This window comes from Rhizobium sp. Leaf453 (assembly GCF_001425605.1).
Taxonomy (GTDB): Bacteria; Pseudomonadota; Alphaproteobacteria; order Rhizobiales; family Rhizobiaceae; genus Pararhizobium.
Map to the genome: position 1 here is coordinate 148,408 of NZ_LMRG01000012.1, position 18,624 is coordinate 167,031.

The 18,624-nt window shown below is 62.1% G+C and carries 17 protein-coding genes; 7 read left to right on the top strand and 10 right to left on the bottom strand.

The window, feature by feature from the left end; translation table 11 throughout:
- Nucleotides 1-3: 3 nt before the first annotated feature.
- The 5 genes from ASG68_RS14240 to hutI all read right to left on the bottom strand — a co-directional run bounded on the left by ASG68_RS14240 (nt 4) and on the right by hutI (nt 5,968).
- Nucleotides 4-537, bottom strand: a complete 534-nt coding sequence (locus ASG68_RS14240; protein ID WP_156373865.1) for a HutD family protein — start codon at nt 535-537, stop codon at nt 4-6.
- Nucleotides 538-645: 108 nt separating this feature from the next.
- Complete coding sequence (gene hutU / locus ASG68_RS14245) at nt 646-2,319, bottom strand: urocanate hydratase (protein ID WP_062583830.1); 1,674 nt, start codon at nt 2,317-2,319, stop codon at nt 646-648.
- A gap of 13 nt (nt 2,320-2,332) precedes the next feature.
- Nucleotides 2,333-3,133, bottom strand: coding sequence for an N-formylglutamate deformylase (gene hutG, locus ASG68_RS14250; protein ID WP_062583831.1), 801 nt, complete (start codon nt 3,131-3,133; stop codon nt 2,333-2,335).
- Nucleotides 3,134-4,669 (bottom strand): histidine ammonia-lyase, encoded by a 1,536-nt coding sequence (hutH, locus tag ASG68_RS14255; RefSeq protein ID WP_062583832.1) that lies wholly within the window; start codon nt 4,667-4,669, stop codon nt 3,134-3,136.
- A gap of 48 nt (nt 4,670-4,717) precedes the next feature.
- Nucleotides 4,718-5,968, bottom strand: coding sequence for an imidazolonepropionase (gene hutI / locus ASG68_RS14260; protein ID WP_062583833.1), 1,251 nt, complete (start codon nt 5,966-5,968; stop codon nt 4,718-4,720).
- 99 nt (nt 5,969-6,067) lie between these two features.
- On the opposite strand from hutI, the gene ASG68_RS14265 reads away from it, so the two are divergent.
- Together ASG68_RS14265 and hutC are read left to right on the top strand one after the other, a co-directional pair.
- The gene (locus ASG68_RS14265) at nt 6,068-7,411 is read left to right on the top strand and encodes a formimidoylglutamate deiminase (RefSeq protein WP_062583834.1); all 1,344 of its coding nucleotides are present in this window, start codon (nt 6,068-6,070) and stop codon (nt 7,409-7,411) included.
- A gap of 63 nt (nt 7,412-7,474) precedes the next feature.
- Nucleotides 7,475-8,248: a histidine utilization repressor gene (hutC, locus tag ASG68_RS14270; protein ID WP_062583835.1), complete on the top strand. Its 774-nt coding sequence runs from the start codon at nt 7,475-7,477 to the stop codon at nt 8,246-8,248.
- Nucleotides 8,249-8,290: 42 nt separating this feature from the next.
- Here hutC and ASG68_RS31920 read toward each other — a convergent pair whose 3' ends face one another.
- The 5 genes from ASG68_RS31920 to ASG68_RS14295 form a co-directional block, all read right to left on the bottom strand.
- Nucleotides 8,291-8,431: a hypothetical protein gene (locus ASG68_RS31920; RefSeq protein WP_164491909.1), complete on the bottom strand. Its 141-nt coding sequence runs from the start codon at nt 8,429-8,431 to the stop codon at nt 8,291-8,293.
- 145 nt (nt 8,432-8,576) lie between these two features.
- A complete protein-coding gene (locus ASG68_RS14280; RefSeq protein ID WP_062583837.1) occupies nt 8,577-9,149 on the bottom strand; it encodes a sarcosine oxidase subunit gamma family protein in 573 nt (190 codons plus the stop codon).
- Nucleotides 9,142-12,087: a sarcosine oxidase subunit alpha family protein gene (locus ASG68_RS14285; protein ID WP_062583838.1), complete on the bottom strand. Its 2,946-nt coding sequence runs from the start codon at nt 12,085-12,087 to the stop codon at nt 9,142-9,144. Before ASG68_RS14285 ends, ASG68_RS14280 begins: the two co-directional genes overlap by 8 nt.
- Nucleotides 12,084-12,356 carry a sarcosine oxidase subunit delta gene (locus tag ASG68_RS14290; RefSeq protein WP_062583839.1) on the bottom strand — a complete coding sequence of 91 codons (273 nt, stop codon included), beginning with the start codon at nt 12,354-12,356 and terminating at the stop codon, nt 12,084-12,086. The genes ASG68_RS14285 and ASG68_RS14290 overlap by 4 nt, the downstream gene beginning before the upstream one ends.
- An 11-nt stretch (nt 12,357-12,367) precedes the next feature.
- Entirely contained in the window at nt 12,368-13,618 is a 1,251-nt protein-coding gene (locus tag ASG68_RS14295; protein ID WP_062583840.1) for a sarcosine oxidase subunit beta family protein, read from the bottom strand.
- A gap of 157 nt (nt 13,619-13,775) precedes the next feature.
- Here ASG68_RS14295 and ASG68_RS14300 point away from each other — a divergent pair, with 157 nt between their 5' ends.
- The 5 genes from ASG68_RS14300 (at nt 13,776) to ASG68_RS14320 (ending at nt 18,552) form a co-directional block, all read left to right on the top strand.
- Nucleotides 13,776-14,690, top strand: a complete 915-nt coding sequence (locus tag ASG68_RS14300; RefSeq protein WP_413814018.1) for a GlxA family transcriptional regulator — start codon at nt 13,776-13,778, stop codon at nt 14,688-14,690.
- A 72-nt stretch (nt 14,691-14,762) separates the two neighbouring features.
- The gene (locus tag ASG68_RS14305; RefSeq protein ID WP_062583842.1) at nt 14,763-15,458 is read left to right on the top strand and encodes a helix-turn-helix domain-containing protein; all 696 of its coding nucleotides are present in this window, start codon (nt 14,763-14,765) and stop codon (nt 15,456-15,458) included.
- Nucleotides 15,459-15,577: 119 nt separating this feature from the next.
- On the top strand, nt 15,578-16,483 hold the full coding sequence (locus ASG68_RS14310) for a class II glutamine amidotransferase (RefSeq protein WP_062583843.1): 906 nt from the start codon (nt 15,578-15,580) through the stop codon (nt 16,481-16,483).
- Nucleotides 16,484-16,521: 38 nt separating this feature from the next.
- Nucleotides 16,522-17,208, top strand: a complete 687-nt coding sequence (locus ASG68_RS14315; RefSeq protein WP_062583844.1) for a GXGXG domain-containing protein — start codon at nt 16,522-16,524, stop codon at nt 17,206-17,208.
- Nucleotides 17,209-17,223: 15 nt separating this feature from the next.
- Nucleotides 17,224-18,552 carry an FMN-binding glutamate synthase family protein gene (locus ASG68_RS14320; RefSeq protein ID WP_062583845.1) on the top strand — a complete coding sequence of 443 codons (1,329 nt, stop codon included), beginning with the start codon at nt 17,224-17,226 and terminating at the stop codon, nt 18,550-18,552.
- Nucleotides 18,553-18,624: the final 72 nt, after the last annotated feature.

Genomic DNA, 18,624 nt, shown 5'->3' on the forward strand with positions numbered 1-18,624 from the left:
CCGTCAGTTTTCTACGATACGAATGATGTATGTTTCCGTCGGCACATCCGATGTGATCGTCACAATCCCGCCAATAAAGGCGCAATCGAGATGGCCGAGTTCTTTGGCGTGACCGGCGCTGTCGATCCGCAGGTTACCCAGCGACAGCAGCAGCGTGACGCCGCCTTCGGCATCGATGTGGTGCTCGCCTTCGAAACGGCGATGCTCGACCCGATGCGACCATTGTCCGCGCCGGGTCATGACGTTCAGATCCGTGATGGTGCCCGAGACCAGTCGCGCCGAGGTCGCCGCATCGGCGGGAAAGGCGAGCGGGGCGGAGGATCGGGTCAGCACCACAGGCGCACGTCCGGCAATATCGAGCACTATACCTTCGCCGCTGAGGATCGAGAGCGTGCGATCGATGCCGGGGAAAACCGAAAAAGGCCCGTCACTCGCCACCGTCGCCATGCTGACACGCCAGCCAAACCCGGCGAGATCGGCATCCTCCGGAAACACCGCGACTTCGGTGGTCTCACCGCCACCGTTCTTCCACGGCATGCGGCGGTAGTCGCTGTTGCGCAATACTATCACTGCAAACCTCCTTCGATGCCGTGTTCATCGTTCGTCACCGGCGTCGAGAATGATCCGACGCCGGTGATGTTAGCCTCAGTTCCCGAGAATCCCCGGCAGACGCAGGCCCTTGTCCTTGGCGCATTCGACCGCGATGTCATAGCCCGCATCGGCGTGGCGCATGACGCCGGTGGCCGGGTCGTTCCATAGCACGCGTTCGAGGCGGCGGGCTGCGTCGTCGGTGCCATCGGCGCAGATGACGACGCCCGAGTGCTGGGAGAAGCCCATGCCGACGCCACCGCCGTGATGCAGCGAGACCCAGGTGGCGCCGGATGCGGTGTTGAGCAGGGCGTTGAGCAGCGGCCAGTCGGAAACGGCATCCGAACCGTCCTTCATCGATTCCGTTTCGCGGTTCGGCGAGGCGACTGAACCTGAATCGAGATGGTCACGGCCAATGACGACCGGAGCGGAAAGCTCGCCGTTCTTGACCATTTCGTTGAAGGCAAGGCCGAGGCGGTGGCGATCACCGAGGCCCACCCAGCAGATGCGTGCCGGCAGGCCCTGGAAGGCTATGCGCTCGGCTGCCATGTCGAGCCAATTGTGCAGGTGCTTGTTGTCGGGCAGCAGTTCCTTCACCTTGGCGTCGGTCTTGCGGATATCTTCCGGATCGCCCGAAAGGGCAGCCCACCGGAACGGGCCGATGCCGCGGCAAAACAGCGGGCGGATATAGGCCGGCACGAAGCCCGGGAAGGCGAAAGCGTTTTCAAGGCCCTCATCCTTGGCGACCTGGCGGATGTTGTTGCCATAGTCAAAGGTCGGGATGCCCATGTTCAGGAAGGCGATCATGGCTTCCACATGGTCGCGCATCGAGGTGCGGGCGGCCTTTTCGACGGCCTTCGGATCGCTTTCGCGCTTTTCCTTCCACTCGGCCATCGTCCAGCCCTTGGGCAGGTAGCCGTTCACCGGATCGTGCGCCGAGGTCTGGTCGGTGACCATGTCGGGGCGGATGCCGCGGCGAACCATTTCCGGCAGGATTTCGGCGGTGTTGCCGAGCAGGCCGACCGATTTCGCTTCGCCGTTCTTCGTCCAGCGGGCGATCATTTCCATCGCCTCGTCCAGCGTTTCGGTCTTTTCGTCGAGATAGCGGGTGCGCAGGCGGAAATCGATCGAATCCGGATTGCACTCGATGGCAAGGCAGGATGCGCCGGCCATGACGGCTGCGAGTGGCTGGGCGCCGCCCATGCCACCGAGACCGCCGGTCAGAACCCACTTGCCCTTGAGGTTACCATCATAATGCTGGCGGCCGGCCTCCACAAAGGTCTCGTAGGTGCCCTGAACGATGCCCTGCGTGCCAATATAGATCCACGAACCGGCCGTCATCTGGCCGTACATGGCGAGGCCCTTCTTATCCAGCTCGTTGAAGTGATCCCAGTTCGCCCAGCGCGGTACGAGGTTGGAGTTGGCGATCAGGACGCGCGGCGCATCCTTGTGGGTGCGGAACACGCCGACCGGCTTGCCGGACTGCACCATAAGCGTTTCGTCTTCATTGAGATCGCGAAGGGTCTCGACGATCTTGTCGAAATCGGCCCAAGTGCGGGCGGCGCGGCCGATGCCGCCATAGACGACCAGTTCATGCGGGTTTTCGGCGACTTCGGCGTCGAGATTGTTCATCAGCATGCGAAGCGGCGCTTCGGTCAGCCAGGATTTCGCCGTCAGTTCGGTGCCGCGGGCAGCGCGGATGTCGCGGGTATTGTGACGAGGATTGGTCATATGGTTCCCCTTGTTACTTTGCTAATGCCAGCGCCGCATCTTCAATGCGGGTCAGGATGTTCTTCAGGTGAATGCGAAGCTTGGCCGCCTTGGCTTCGTCATAGGCGAAGGGCGGTGTTTCGGTTGTCAGGTGCGTCGATTGCGCCAGTTCCATCTGGATGGCGTGCACGCCGGTGTCAGGCTGTCCGTAATGGCGTGTCGTCCAGCCGCCCTTGAAACGGCCGTTCAGGATGCTGGTATAACCATCAGCATAGAGGGCGACATCCACTGCCGCATCCTGAATCACCGGATCGCAGGTCTTGCCGCCATCCGTGCCGATGTTGAAATCCGGCAGGATGCCTTCGAACAGGAAGGGAATATCGGAGCGGATCGAGTGGCAGTCATAGACCACCGCAATGCCGTGGATGGCCTTTACCCGTTCGATTTCCGCCGCCAGGGCTGCATGATAGGGAGTGTGGAAGTCGGCAAGCCGCTTGGCGATATCCGCTTCGGTCGGTTCCTCGCCATCCTTCCAGATCGAAATGCCGTCGAAATCCGTCGAAGGCACGAGGCCTGTGGTGTTCTGGCCGGGATAGAGGCTGACGCCTTCCGGGTCGCGATTGGCATCGATGACATAGCGATGGAAAGTCGCCCGCACCGCCGTCGCCTCCGGCAGCAGGCCGGCATAGAGCTCGTGGATATGCCAATCGGTATCGGCGAGGATGCGGCCATTGTCGTTCAGCCGCTCCCAGATGGCGGGCGGCACGTCAGTACCGGTATGCGGTAGGCCGAGGATGACGGGGGATGTGCCTCGTTTGACTTGGAAGGCGGTCATTCAAACCTCCAGAACCGGTAGGATGCCGGCCGAAATCGCAGCATTCAGACCACCCGAACCGACGAGGTCGCTGGCGGCCTTGAGGTCGGTTGCCATATAGCGGTCGATCTCCAGCGTCGGTACGACCTCACGGATGGCGGCGATGGCGCTGGTCAGCTCAGGGCTGGTGGTCAACGGCGCGCGGAACTCGATGCCCTGGGTCGCGGTCAGCGCTTCGATGCCGACGATCGAGAAGAGGTTGTCGGTCATCTGCAGCAACCGGCGGGCGCCATGGCAGGCCATGGAAACATGGTCTTCCTGATTGGCCGAGGTCGGGGTGGAATCGACGGATGCCGGATGCGACATCTGCTTGTTTTCCGACATCAGAGCCGCCGAGGTCACCTCGGCGATCATCAGGCCGGAGTTGAGGCCTGGTTTTTTGGCGAGAAAGGCGGGTAGACCGTAGGAAAGCGCCGGATCGACCAGCAGCGCGATACGACGCTGGGAAATCGCGCCGATCTCACAGATGGCGAGCGCGATCTGGTCGGCGGCGAACGCCACCGGTTCGGCATGGAAATTGCCGCCGGAAACAACGGAATTGTCCGTCAGGACCAGCGGATTATCGGTGACCGCATTGGCTTCGATCTCGAGCGTGCGGGCAACCGAACGCAGCAGATCGAGGCAGGCACCATCGACCTGCGGCTGGCAGCGGATACAATAGGGGTCCTGAACGCGTTCATCGCCTTCAATATGGCTTTCGCGGATCACGGAGCCCTTGAGCAAGCCACGGAGCGCAGAGGCGGCATCGATCTGGCCCTTGTGGCCGCGCAGCGTATGGATATCCGGATGGAACGGTGCAGACGAGCCCATGGCAGCGTCGGTCGACAGAGCGCCGGTGATCAGTGCGGATTGGGCGGCGCGGTGGGCGCGGAACAGGCCGGCGAGCGCCAAGGCGGTCGAGACCTGCGTGCCGTTGATGAGGGCCAGACCTTCCTTGGCGGCCAGTACAACCGGGGTCAGACCGGCGCGTTCCAGCGCGGTGCGGCCGTCAAGCTGCTCGCCGCCGAAGAAGGCTTCGCCTTCGCCCATCATCACGGCTGCCATATGGGCAAGCGGTGCCAGATCGCCGGAGGCGCCAACGGAGCCCTTTTCCGGAATGACCGGAATGACGCCCTTTTCGAGCATCCTCTCGATCAGGCGGATGAGTTCGAGCCGGGTGCCGGACGCGCCGCGTCCGAGCGAAATGAGCTTCAATGCCATGATCAGGCGAACGATATTCTCGGCGAGCGGCTGGCCGACGCCGCAGCAATGGGAGAGGATCAAGTTGCGCTGCAGGGTGGCGACATCGGCGGCGTCGATCTTGATGCTCGCCAGTTTGCCGAAGCCGGTGTTGATACCATAGACCGGCGCATTGCCGGCGGCGATTTCGGCGATGCGGGCGGCGGCATTTTCGATGCCGGCGTCGAAGGCCGGGTCGAGCCGCGCGGGCTCGCCGGTCCAGTAGATTGTTTCGAGGGTCGAAAGGGGCACGGAGCCAGGCTGGAGAATCAGGGTCATTTGAAGTCCTCACTAATGCGCGGAGCGGGGCTCACGCGTCTTCAAATTTCAATGTCCGTTGCGGACGCGGGCATGGAGCGGATTGAAGCCCATGCGGTAGACGAGTTCGGCCGGTCGCTCGATGTTCCAGATGGCGAAGTCGGCCCATTTTCCGGGTTCGAGCGTCCCCACTTCGTCGACGAGCCCCAGCGCACGTGCTGCCTCCCGCGTCACGCCGGCGATGCATTCAGTGACCGTCATGCCGAACAGGGTCGCTGCCATGTTCATGGTCAGAAGCAGCGACGTCAGCGGCGAGGTGCCGGGATTGCTGTCGGTCGCGACCGCCATGGCGACGCCAGCCTTGCGGAACAGATCGATCGGCGGCTTCTTCGTTTCGCGGATGAAATAGAACGCGCCGGGCAGAATGACAGCAACCGTGCCGCTCTTTGCCATGGCCTCGGCGCCGGCCGCGTCGGTATATTCGAGATGATCGGCCGACAGCGCGCCATATTCGGCGGCAAGGGCCGCGCCATGCAGGTTGGACAATTGGTCGGCATGCAGCTTGACCGGCAGACCATGCGCCTTGGCCGCATCGAAAACCTGCCGCATCTCATCGGTCGAAAAGGCGATGCCTTCGCAGAAGCCGTCGACAGCGTCAGCCAGGCGCTGTTCGGCGATCGCCGGCAGCATTTCGTCTACGACCTTGGCGACATAGCCGGCTTGGTTCCCCTTGAATTCCGGCGGGAGGGCATGGGCGCCGAGAAAGGTTGTGCGGATGGCGACGTCCCGTTCTTCGCCAAGGCGGCGTGCGGCGCGCAGGGTTTTTGCTTCATTGTCGAGATCGAGGCCGTAGCCGGATTTGATTTCGATCGTGGTCACACCTTCGGCCATCAGGGCGTCGAGACGCGGAAGCGACTGGCGCACCAGATCGTCTTCGCTGGCCTCACGCAGGGCCCGGACGGAAGAAACGATACCGCCGCCGGCGCGCGCGACTTCCTCATAGGTCGCGCCCGCAAGCCGCATTTCGAATTCGTTGGCGCGATCACCGGCATGAACCAGATGGGTATGGCAGTCGATCAGGCCGGGCGTGATCCAGCGGCCTTCGCAGTCGATGACCTCGGCTGCATCGTCGATGGGAAAGGGAAGATTAGCTTCGCTGCCGGCATAGAAAATGCGTCCGTCCTGCACTGCGATAACGCCGTTTTCGACAAGGCCTAAGTCCGGCAGGGCCGGGTTGAGCGTCGCAAGCCGTGCGTTGCGCCAAAGGCGATCGCAGGCGGTTGGCCGGGTGCTGTCCGGTGCCGATTTTATGGAAGACATCGTTTTCTAGCCTTTCCTTTTCGTGCTATTATGTATAGACATAAAGAAAATGAGCGCAAGTGGTTTTTTTGACCACGGCAGTCAGGAAGGGATGAGGCCTTGACCAGCATTCATGTGAAATCGGCTTTGACGCCGACGGGATGGCAGAAGGATGTGCGGCTAACGATCGAGGGCGGACGCATCGCTTCGCTCGAGGCCGGCGTTGCGGCGCAGTCTGGCGACGAGCGCCATGACATCGTTGTGCCGGGCATGCCGAACCTGCACAGCCACGCCTTCCAGCGCGGCATGGCCGGTCTTGCCGAGGCGCGCGGTCCTGGCGCCGACAGCTTCTGGAGCTGGCGCAATGTCATGTATCGTTTCGCGCTGTCGATGACGCCGGATCATGTCGAGGCGGTGGCGAGCCAGCTCTATATGGAGATGTTGGAAGCCGGGTTTTCCCGCGTCGGCGAGTTCCATTATCTCCACCATGATATCGATGGCGGCTCTTATGCCGATATTGCCGAGATGGCACAGCGTATCGCGTCCGCGGCTTCCGAGACGGGAATTGGCCTGACGCTGCTTCCGGTCTTCTATGCGCATTCCACCTTCGGCGGTGCTGCACCGAACGAGGGCCAGCGCCGTTTCATCAACAGCACGGAAAGTTTTGGCCGCTTGCTGGAAGGATGCCGTGCGGCAGTGAAGGGGCTTTCCGATGGAAAGGTCGGCGTGGCGCCGCACAGCCTGCGGGCGGTGACGCCGGAAGAGTTGTCCGCTGTTGTCGCCATGGCCAAGGATGGGCCGATCCACATCCACGTCGCCGAACAGGTCAAGGAAGTCGAGGACTGCATCGCCTGGTCCGGCGCGCGACCCGTTCAATGGCTATTGGACAATACGGACCTCGATGGTCGCTGGTGCCTGATCCATGCGACGCATATGACCGACGACGAGACCCGCCGCATGGCCGAGCGCAAGGCGATCGCCGGTCTCTGCCCGATCACCGAAGCCAATCTCGGTGACGGCACGTTCAACGCGGTCGTCTTTGGCGAGCATGGCGGCAAGTTCGGTTTCGGCTCGGATTCCAACGTGCTGATCGGTCTGCCCGACGAATTGCGCCAGCTCGAATATTCGCAGCGCCTGGCGCATCGTTCCCGCAACGTGCTGGCTGCACCCGGCCAGTCGACTGGCCGTGCGCTCTTCGACGGTGCGATCGATGGCGGCGGCATCGCACTTTCGACAAAGACCGGCCTTGCCGCCGGCAATCCGGCGGATTTTGTCAGCCTGACCGTGCCCGATATCGGTGGCCAGACCGACGATGTGATCCTTGATTCCTGGCTTTTTGCCAATGGCACGAAGCCGGATTGCGTCTGGGTCGCCGGCCGCAAGCAGGTCGCTGGCGGGTGTCATGCCAAGCGCGATGCGATCTACTCCCGCTTCCGGGCAACGATGCAGGAATTGCTCGGTTGATTTTCTGGGCAGGCGGCGCCGATGAATCTGCTAGATCGCTTCCAAAGCGTTGAAAGTGAGCGAATGACGAAATTGCCAGAGGATGCAGATCAGGATGCGGAGAACGGACCTGCCGGACCGGCGGGTGAGCTATCGCTGCATCAGCGCATCCTCGGCGATATCGAAGAGCGCATTCTGTCCGGCGAGTGGCAGCCGGGGTTCCGCATTCCCTTCGAGGTGGATCTCGCCGAGCAATACAAATGCTCGCGGATGACCGTCAACAAGGCACTGACCCAACTGGCAAAGACTGGCCTGATCGAGCGGCGGCGGAAATCCGGCAGCTATGTCACCCAGCCGCGGGCGCAGTCGGCGGTGCTTGAAATTCGGGATATCAAGCTGGAAGTTCAGTCACTCGGGCTTGCCTATGATTACCGGTTGACGGCCAAGAGCCGCCGGCGCAGTACGTCAGATGACCGATTGCGGCTGGATCTCGACGGCGCGACGCCGATCCTGGATGTGAAATGCATTCATCTTGCCGGGCAGCGCCCCTTCTGCGCCGAGCAGCGTCTCATCAATCTTGCCGCCGTGCCGGATGCCGCGACCGAAAGTTTCGAGGAGGAAGCACCCGGCCCCTGGCTTTTGAACAGGGTGCCGTGGAGTGCCGCCGAACATACGATCCGGGCGGTCGCTGCGGATGAGGCGATTGCCTCTGCCCTCGGGATTGCGGTGGGAACGGCTTGCCTGACGGTGGAACGGCGCACCTGGAGCAACGGCGCCTATATCACTAATGTGCGGCTGATCTATCCGGGCGAACGGCATGCGCTGGTCGCAAACTTCACGCCGTCGCAGCCGAAATAAAACGGGCGAAGGCAGCCTTGTGCCATCGCCCGCGCGGCATGCTTATTTCTTCGGCTTGGCACCGGAGAGCTTGGGAACTTCCTTCTGGGTCGTCGCGGCGAAAGGCGTTGCTGCCTTAGCTGCAACCTTGTCCTTCTTCGGCTTCCTGGTTTCCTTGTTGCTTTTCACTTGACCTTTGGCCATGGCGCTATCCTCCTGATCTGAATTCGCGAACGGAACGCGCGGTTCACGGGCCGCATCCCATTCAGCGATATGCAAACATGGACGATGCCTTGCGCCGAGACAATCGGAAAATTGAGAGTGTATTCCGCTTTATGTGAGAATTCCGCTAGTTGGCGGCCGTCGCATCGACGCCGAACTCGAGGCTCATCTCGATGAGTTCATCCCACAGGCTTTCGGCAAAGCCGCGCAGGACCATGAGCTCGAAACTGTCCGGCCCGGTGCGGGTGATCAGCGCCGAGATGTGGCCGATCAGGGTCATCGCCGAGCGACCGACAGGGTATTGCGACAGCGCGAGATCGACGGCGGTTCCCTTGGCAAGGACGGTTTCGACGGCGGTGCCAGCGATCTCGATCCGGACGCGTCCATGGCTTTGATCGGCGACAGAGCCTGCGCCATCAAGCTGTGACGCCTTCGCGAAAATCTCGGATGAGGAAAGCGGAGCATCGCCGACGAGGAACCACTGCCCGGGGCCATAGGCACGCACAGCATGCGGTTTGCCATCGCCGATCTTGGCGACGGCCTGTTCGATATCGGCATGTCCTGGGGATGCCAGTACCTGCAACACATGACCTTCCGGCAAGGCCGTCAGCGCGATGCGGCCATCGGCCGTTCGAGCGCCAAAGGAGCCGGACTTTGCTGTTGCGAGGGCGAGGCGGTGGAGGAGGGCGAAATCAACCATGGAGCTTACCGTTTTCCGGATCGAAGAAGACCGGGCTGCACAACTCGGCTTCGGTATATTCGTTTTTCAGGTCGTTCCACACGGTCACGCGTTCACCGTGACGCTGCGGACCGCGCTTGACCAGCGCCAGACCGATGGTCGAACCGAGATTCGGCGAATAGCAGCTGGAAGAAACATAACCCTGATCGTTTGCCAGCGATGGCGTCGCTCCCTTGGCGAGGATATGCGAACCGGTCTTGAACGTCGTCGCCGGATCGATCGGCTTGACGCCGACAAGCGAGAGGCGGTCTGCGGCAACCATGCCTTCGCGCGACAGCATCGCCTTGCCGATGAAGTCGGGCTTCGCTGTCGATACCATCTTGGCAAAGCCGAGATCGGAGGGAATGACCGTGCCATTGATCTCGGAATGGGTGACATGACCCTTCTCGATGCGCATGACGCCGAGTGCTTCGACACCATAGGGGCAGATGCCGTGCGGGGCGCCGGCTTCCATGATCGCATCGGCCACCGCCTCGCCATAGCCCGCCGGAACGGCGAGTTCATAGGCGAGTTCGCCGGAGAATGAGATGCGGAACAGCCGGCCGGTGAGTTTGCCCCCGAACAGCGAAACTTCTTTTGCACCGAGGAACGGGAAGGCGGCGTCGGAAATGTCCTCGTCCACCAGCGCCTGCAGGATCGTCCGGGACTTCGGGCCAACCACGGCGATCTGTGCCCACTGGTCGGTCGACGAGGCGAACTGCACGTCGAGATCGGGCCAGAGCGCCTGCGCGCAAAATTCCAGATGGTTCATGACGCCCGCAGCATAGGCCGTGGTGGTGGTCATGAAGAAATGGTTTTCGCCGAGACGGCTGGTCGTGCCGTCATCGTAGATCATGCCATCCTCGCGCAGCATCAGGCCGTAGCGCGCCTTGCCGACCGGAAGTTTGAGGAAGGCATTGCAATAGACGCGGTTGAGGAATTCGGCCGCGTCCTTGCCATGGATTTCGATCTTGCCGAGCGTCGAGACATCACAGATGCCGGCATTCTTGCGGACATTCAGGACTTCGCGATCGACGCTTTCGCGCCATGTGGTTTCGCCAGCCTTCGGGAACCAGGAGGAACGGTACCAGAGGCCAGTCTCGACAAAAACGGCGCCGTTCTTCTTCGCCCAGTCATGTAGCGGCGATTTGCGCACCGGCTGGAAATGTTTGCCCTTGGAGGCGCCGGTCAGCGCGCCGAAGGAGAGCGGCGTGTAGAACGGCCGGAACGTCGTGGTGCCGACATCGGCCGGCGAGACCTTGCGCGCTTCCGCCAGGATGCCGATGGCGTTGATGTTGGACAGCTTGCCCTGATCGGTCGCCATGCCATTGGTGGTGTAGCGCTTGGCAAGTTCGACATGGACATAGCCTTCGCTGACGGCGAGGCCGAGATCCTTGAGGTGGACGTCGTTCTGGTAATCGACGAAGGCCTTGCCCTTCGAGCCCTGCACCCGCCAGAGTGGCTTGGAGACGATGGCGTTGTCGCTGGTGGCAGCGAAGGCAGCGGATGCATTCGAGAAGCCGAGTGCCTCGAGCGCGGGTACCGCCTTGGCGGCGCCATCGCCGAGGCAGGCCTCGAAGCTGCCGAGCCCGGCGGCCGAACCCGCAAGCGTCAGCCCTTCTTGTTTCTCCGGTGCAAGGAAGGCGGATTTCGCATCCGACCAGACAGGCTTGGCGCCGCGATGGCAGGCAAGGTGGATGATGGGGCTCCAGCCGCCGGACATGCCGAGCGCGTCGGCGGGAATGGTTTCCGTCCGCCCGTTGCTGAAAACCTCGACACTCTTCACGGCCCTGCCGCCTTTGACGTCGAGGACCACGGCATTGGTCAGAACGCGGGCGCTGCCGGTCCATTTTTGCGGTGCATCCGGACGGCTGTCGATAATCGCGGCGACATGCAGGCCGGCGGCTTCCAGATCGCGGGCGGTCGCATAGCCGGAGGCGTCATTAGTAAAGATGACAGTGCTGTGACCCGGTGCGACGGCCTGGCGGTTGAGATAGGAGCGCATGGCGCCCGCCATCATCACGCCGGGAACATCATTGCCTCCGAACACCAGCGGCCGTTCTTCCGCACCCGAGGCAAGAATTGCGTGTTTTGCGGCGATGCGCCAGAGACGCTCGACCGGGCGGTTGGGATCGACGGTTACCGTGTTCTTCTGCACGCTCTCGACGGCGCCGAAGACATTGCCGTCATACCAGCCGAACACGGTTGTGCGCGAGAAGATGCGGACATTTGGCAGGCTATCGAGTTCGGCAATCGTCTGCGCCAGCAGATTGGTGGCGTCTTGTTCCGTCTCCGACAGCAATGAGCCGCCGGGCGTAAAACCTTCATCGACGAGAATAATACGCGCACCGGTACGGCCTGCAGTTAGCGCTGCCGCAAGACCGGCAGGACCGGCGCCGATGACGAGCAGGTCACAATGCGCCCAGCATTTCTCGTAGGAATCCGGATCGGCTTCGTAGGTCGCGCGACCGAGGCCTGCGGCCTTGCGGATGATCGGCTCGTAAACCTTTTCCCAGAAGGCCGCCGGCCACATGAAGGTCTTGTAGTAGAAGCCAGCGCTGAGGAAAGGCGAGAGCAGGCTGTTGACCGCGCCGAGGTCGAAATCGACCGACGGCCAGCGGTTCTGGCTCTTCGCCGTCAGGCCATTGTAAAGCTCGACCAGCGTCGCACGCGAATTGGCTTCCGTGCGCCCGCCTTCGCCGATCGTCACCAAGGCGTTGGGTTCTGCCGCGCCCGCAGTCAGGATGCCGCGTGGGCGATGATACTTGAAGCTGCGGCCAACGAGCTGGCGGCCATTGGCGAGCAGCGCGGATGCCAGCGTGTCGCCGACGAAACCCTGCATCGGCTTGCCGTCGAAGGTGAAGTCGAGCGGCTTGGCACGGTCGATATTGCCACCCTTGGAGAGACGATAGGAACTCATGCGGTCTCTCCCTGCGCGCTGGCATCCGTGACAGTGTAGATCGCGTGGGTCATCGTATCGCGTTCGACCACCAGCCAGCGGCGGCAACCGGATGTGTGGTGCCAATGCTCCTTGTGGCGGCCGCGAGGATTGTCGCGCAGGTAGACGTAAGCGTGCCACTCGTCCTCACCGGCGTCGGGCAACGGACGGGCGATACCCGCATCGCCGCGGATGGTGAATTCTTCCTTGGGGCGCGGCCCGCAATGGGGGCAGGCGATCAGGCTGGCCATGTTTCAGGTCCTCAATGCAGGTTCGGTTGGGCGCCAACGCCCTTTTCGTCGATCATCTTGCCACGCGCGAAGCGGTCGAGCCGGAAGGCCCGGCCCGTCTCGTGTGGTTCGTTCGTCGCGATCAGATGGGCGTAACAGAAGCCGGAGGCCGGCGTGGCCTTGAAGCCGCCGTAACACCAGCCGGCGTTCAGGTAGAGATTGTCGATGTGCGTACGGTCAATGATCGGCGAGCCGTCCATGCTCATGTCCATGACGCCGCCCCAGGAGCGCAGCACCCGGACGCGGGAGAGCGCCGGGATCATCGCGACGCCGGCTTCGGCAACGTGCTCGACGGTCGCCAGATTGCCGCGCTGGGCATAGGAATTGTAGCCATCGATATCGCCGCCGAAGACCAGACCGCCCTTGTCGGATTGCGAGACATAGAAATGTCCGGCACCGAAGGTGACGACATTGTCGATGAAGGGCTTCAGGCCTTCCGACACGAACGCCTGCAGCACATGGCTTTCGATCGGCAGCTTCATGTCGACCATGTCGGCGACCGTGGTGGAGTTGCCGGCCGCCGCCAGCGCCAGCTTGCCGCAGCCGATGAAGCCCAGGCTCGTCTCGACGCCGACGACCCGGCCGTTCTCGCGACGGATGCCCTTCACCTCGCAGTTCTGGATAATATCGACGCCCCGGCTGTCGGCGCCGCGTGCATAGCCCCAGGCGACGGCATCATGGCGTACGGTGCCGCCACGCCGTTGCATCAGTGCGCCCTGGATCGGGAAACGGGCATTGTCGAAATCGAGGAAGGGCAGCATCTGCCGCACGCCGTTGCGATCCAGCAGTTCCGAATCCACGCCGTGCAGGCGCATGGCATTGCCACGCCGGGTGTAGGCGTCACGCTGGGCGTCGGAATGATAAAGGTTGAGGACGCCGCGCTGCGAGACCATGGCGTTGAAGTTGAAGTCCTGCTCCAGCCCTTCCCAGAGCTTCATCGACAGTTCGTAGAAGGGGTTGTTCCCTTCCAGCAGATAATTTGAGCGGATGATGGTCGTGTTGCGGCCGACATTGCCGGAGCCGACATAGCCCTTTTCCAGCACGGCAACATTGGTGATGCCGAATTCCTTGGCGAGGTAGTAGGCGGTGGAAAGCCCGTGGCCGCCACCCCCAACGATGATCACGTCATAATGGTTTTTCGGCACGGGGCTTCGCCAGGCCGGCTTCCAGCCCTTGTTGCCCTTTAGGGCATTCAGAAAAACGGAAAAGGCGGAGTAGCGCATGGCGATGTGATCCCGGATGAGTGCCGCCGATCATGACAGGATTGTTTTTTGAGACTTGCACAAAAGAGACAATTTCGCGCATGATAAGGACGTGACCGCAGAAGACCTGAAAAACCAGCAGAGGATCGGTTTCATCCTCATTCCAGGCTTCGCGCTGATGTCCTACGCGTCGGCCGTGGAGCCCCTGCGCGCGGCCAATCTTCTGGCGGGCCGTGAAATCTACAGTCTTTCGTCGCATGTTGCGGAAGGCGATGCGGCGCTGACATCGTCGGGCATACCGGTTCCCTCGATAGCATTGCCGGGACGGGCGTCCGGCCTGCACACTGTCTTTGTTTGCGCTGGCGGGACGCCCGTCGACTGGACCGTCCCGCCAGTGCTTGCCTGCCTGCGGCAGCTTGCCCGCGAGGGCGTGCGTATCGGCGGCATTTCCGGCGGTCCCTATCTGATGGCTGCGGCGGGATTGCTGGATGATCGGGATTTCACCATTCACTGGGAGCATGCGCCGGCTCTGATGGAGGCATTCCCCTCGCTTGCGCCACGGCAGGCGCGTTACGTGCTCGACGGCAATCGCATCACTTGCGGCGGCGGCGTCGCCCCGCTTGACATGATGCATGCGCTGATCGCCGAGCGCATGGGTTCCGATTTCGCCCGCCGAGTCAGCGACTGGTATCTGCACACCCATGTCGAAGGCTCAAGCGCGCCGCAGCGCGCGTCGCTCGCCGAACGTTACGGTGTCAATCATCCCGGTCTATTGACTGTTCTGGAAAAGATGGAGGCGACAATCGAGGCGCCGCTCGACCGTCAGGCCATGGCCGCGCTCGCCGGTCTTTCACCGCGTCATATCGACCGGTTGTTCTCCACGCAGATGGGCTCATCCTTCCTCAACGAGTACCGCAAGCTGCGGCTTGATCATGCCCGCCGCCTGCTGCAGCAGAGCCCGTTGTCGATCTCCGAAATCGCCTTCGCCACCGGGTTTTCCAGCGCCGGCCATTTTTCCCGCAGCTATCGCGCTGCTTTCGGCGCTGTACCGCGTTCGCAGCGGCAAACGGCAGTTCACGATCAGCTTGAATAATATTCTTCCGGGTTGAGAAAATTTCACTCTCAGGATAGTCTGCTTGCGAATAGTCAGGGGAGACCGCACCGGATGGCAAAGAAGCAGCCAAGCATCGATATCGGCCGGGTGACGGTTGATGAACATCCGGCGCTGAAGGCCGCTTTCCTGCAGGATCCGCATGCGCTACGCGAACCGAAAGAAAACAATCTCGAGATCGCCATCGGTCACGAGGTGCGGGCCTTCCGCAAGAAGCTTGGCATCACCGTCACGGACCTTGCGACCGCCACCGGCATTTCGCTCGGCATGCTGTCGAAGATCGAGAACGGCAACATATCCCCGTCGCTGACGACGCTTCAATCCCTGTCGCGTGCACTCGGCGTTCCCGTCACTGCGTTTTTCCGGCGATATGAAGAGCCGCGCAACGCCGTTTTCGTCAAGGCGGGCGAGGGGGTGGAACTGGAACGGCGCGGTACGCGCGCCGGGCATCAATACAATCTGCTCGGCCATATCGACAACAACACCGCCGGCGTCGTCGTCGAGCCCTATCTCATCACGCTGACTGCTGACTCCGATACATTCCCGGCCTTCCAGCACGAGGGAATGGAGTTTCTCTACATGCTGGAGGGAGAGGTGGTCTACCGTCACGGCGACCGGCTCTTCACCATGCAGCCCGGAGACAGCCTGTTCTTCGACGCCGACGCCCGCCACGGGCCGGAGGAACTGGTCAAGCTGCCGATCCGCTACCTCTCGATCATTTCCTATCCGCAGACGCGGGGCGGGATGTGAGGCGTGCTGCGCCCCATCAAAAAATCTTGCTTTAAAAGAAAATAACTTTCTTCTCAGTTGAAATTCGAAATGGCAACTGCTATCCCTCTTTTCATCAACGAAACGAAGGATTGTCCCCCATGTGCGGAATTGTCGGATTGTTTTTGAAGGATAAGTCACTGGAGCCCAAACTGGGCGCCATGCTGTCCGATATGCTGGTGATCATGACCGACCGCGGGCCTGACAGCGCGGGTATCGCAATCTACGGCGCGCCGTCGGATGGGCGGGCGAAAATCACGGTTCAATCGGCAGCGCCCGCGACCGATTTTGCCGGTTTGGCCAAGCTGTTGAAGCCTGTCGATGCGAGCGTGTCGGTCGAGCTGAAAAGCACGCATGCGGTCATCGAGACCGCCGCCGACCAGGCCGGTGCCGTCCGCGAGCTGCTGGCCAAGGAACGCCCCGAAATCCGCGTCATGGGCTCGGGCGATAGCGTCGAGATCTACAAGGAAGTCGGACTCCCGAAGGACGTGGTTTCCCGGTTCGGTATTCGCGAGATGGCGGGTACCCATGGCATCGGCCATACCCGCATGGCAACGGAATCGGCCGTCACGACGCTCGGCGCGCATCCGTTCTCGACCGGTGCCGACCAGTGCCTGGTGCACAATGGTTCTCTTTCCAACCACAACAATCTGCGCCGCGAGTTGCTGCGCGAGGGCATGACCTTCGAGACGCAGAACGACTCGGAAGTCGCTGCCGCCTATCTCACCGCAGAAATGGCCAAGGGCAAGGATCTCGGCCAGGCGCTGACCAGCGCGCTCGACGATCTCGACGGCTTCTTCACCTTCGTCGTGGGAACCAAGTCCGGTTTCGGCGTGGTGCGCGACCCGATCGCCTGCAAGCCCGCCGTCATGGCCGAGACCGATCAGTATATCGCCTTCGGTTCGGAATACCGCGCGCTGGTCAACCTGCCAGGCATTGAGGATGCGCGGGTGTGGGAGCCGGAGCCGGCCACCGTCTATTTCTGGGATCATGAGAAGGCGGCCTAACCGTGAATGTCAGCGTACAACGAGAAAGTCTGGAAGCGATGCGAGTCTTCGACCTTGCCACCACGCCGCTGCGCGAACTGAACAGCGCCCTGCACGCCATTGCGCCGGGTACCAACGACACGAATTTCGAGGTCGTCAATCCGCGCGGCAGCCACTCCGTCGCTGTTGGCATCGATCAGCCGGTCACGGTCGATGTGCGGGGAAGCGTCGGTTATTACTGCGCCGGAATGAATGATGGCGGGTCGGTCACTGTTCATGGTTCCGCCGGTCCGGGCATCGCCGAAAACATGATGTCCGGCACGGTCGTCATCGAAGGTGACGCCTCGCAATATGCCGGCGCCACCGGTCGCGGCGGCCTGCTCGTCATCAAGGGTAACGCGGCCTCGCGTTGCGGCATCTCGATGAAGGGCATTGATATCGTCGTCCACGGCAATATCGGCCACATGTCCGCCTTCATGGGACAGTCCGGCCATCTGGTCGTGCTCGGCAATGCTGGAGATGCGTTGGGGGATTCGCTCTACGAAGCCAAGCTTTTCGTACGCGGCGAGGTGAAGAGCCTCGGTGCAGATTGCGTCGAGAAGGAAATGAAGCCGAAGCATATCAAGCTCCTGGCCGAACTCCTGGAGAAAGCCGGCGTCACCGGCGTCGCCCCGGAAGAGTTCAAGCGCTACGGCTCTTCCCGCAAGCTTTACAATTTCAACATCGATAACGCTGACGCGTACTAAGGCAGGGATCATTTCATGAGCTATCACAACCCCTATACCCCGCCGCGCAAGTCTGCCACCTTCGATGATTATACCTTGGCGGAAATCCGCCGTGCAGCGGCGACCGGCATCTATGACATCCGCGGCGCTGGCACCAAGCGCAAGGTCCCGCATTTCGATGATCTGCTGTTCCTCGGCGCCTCTATCTCCCGCTATCCGCTCGAAGGTTATCGCGAAAAATGCGATACGTCTGTCGTTCTCGGCTCGCGCTTCGCCAAGAAGCCGATTGTGCTGAAGACGCCGATCACCATTGCTGGCATGAGCTTCGGCGCGCTGTCGGGCAATGCCAAGGAAGCGCTCGGCCGTGGTGCGACGATCGCCGGCACCTCGACCACCACAGGCGACGGCGGCATGACGGACGAGGAGCGCGTCCACAGCCAGACGCTCGTCTACCAGTACCTGCCGTCGCGCTACGGCATGAACCCGAAGGACCTGCGTCGCGCCGACGCGATCGAGGTCGTGGTCGGCCAGGGCGCCAAGCCCGGTGGCGGCGGCATGCTGCTCGGCCAGAAGATTTCCGATCGTGTTGCCAACATGCGCAACCTGCCGAAGGGCATCGACCAACGCTCGGCCTGCCGCCATCCCGACTGGACCGGCCCGGACGATCTTGAAATCAAGATCATGGAACTGCGCGAAATCACCGATTGGGAAAAGCCGATCTATGTGAAGGTCGGTGGCGCACGCCCCTATTACGACACGGCGCTCGCAGTGAAGGCCGGTGCCGACGTCGTTGTGCTCGACGGCATGCAGGGCGGCACGGCGGCAACGCAGGACGTCTTCATCGAGAATGTCGGCATGCCGACGCTCGCCTGCATTCGCCCCGCCGTCCAGGCGCTGCAGGATCTCGGCATGCACCGCAAGGTGCAACTGATCATCTCGGGCGGTATCCGCTCCGGTGCCGACGTGGCAAAGGCGCTGGCGCTGGGCGCCGACGCTGTCGCGATCGGTACGGCCGCTCTCGTCGCCATCGGTGACAATGACCCGCATTGGGAAGAGGAATACCAGAAGCTGGGCACCACCGCTGGCGCATATGACGACTGGCATGAAGGCAAGGACCCCGCCGGCATCACCACGCAGGATCCGGAGCTTGCCAAGCGTCTCGATCCGATCGTCGCCGGCCGTCGCCTCGCCAACTACCTCAAGGTGATGACGCTCGAAGCGCAGACCATCGCGCGCGCCTGCGGCAAGAACCATCTCCATAATCTGGAGCCGGAAGATCTCGTCGCCCTGACTATCGAGGCGTCTGCCATGGCACAGGTGCCGCTGGCCGGCACCAGCTGGATCCCGGGCAAGGGAGGTTTCTGACCAGCCATAAAGCTTCGGCCGCCGCTGATCTCCCAAGGCAGTGGCGGCCATTCCCGTGAAAAAGTGTCTAAA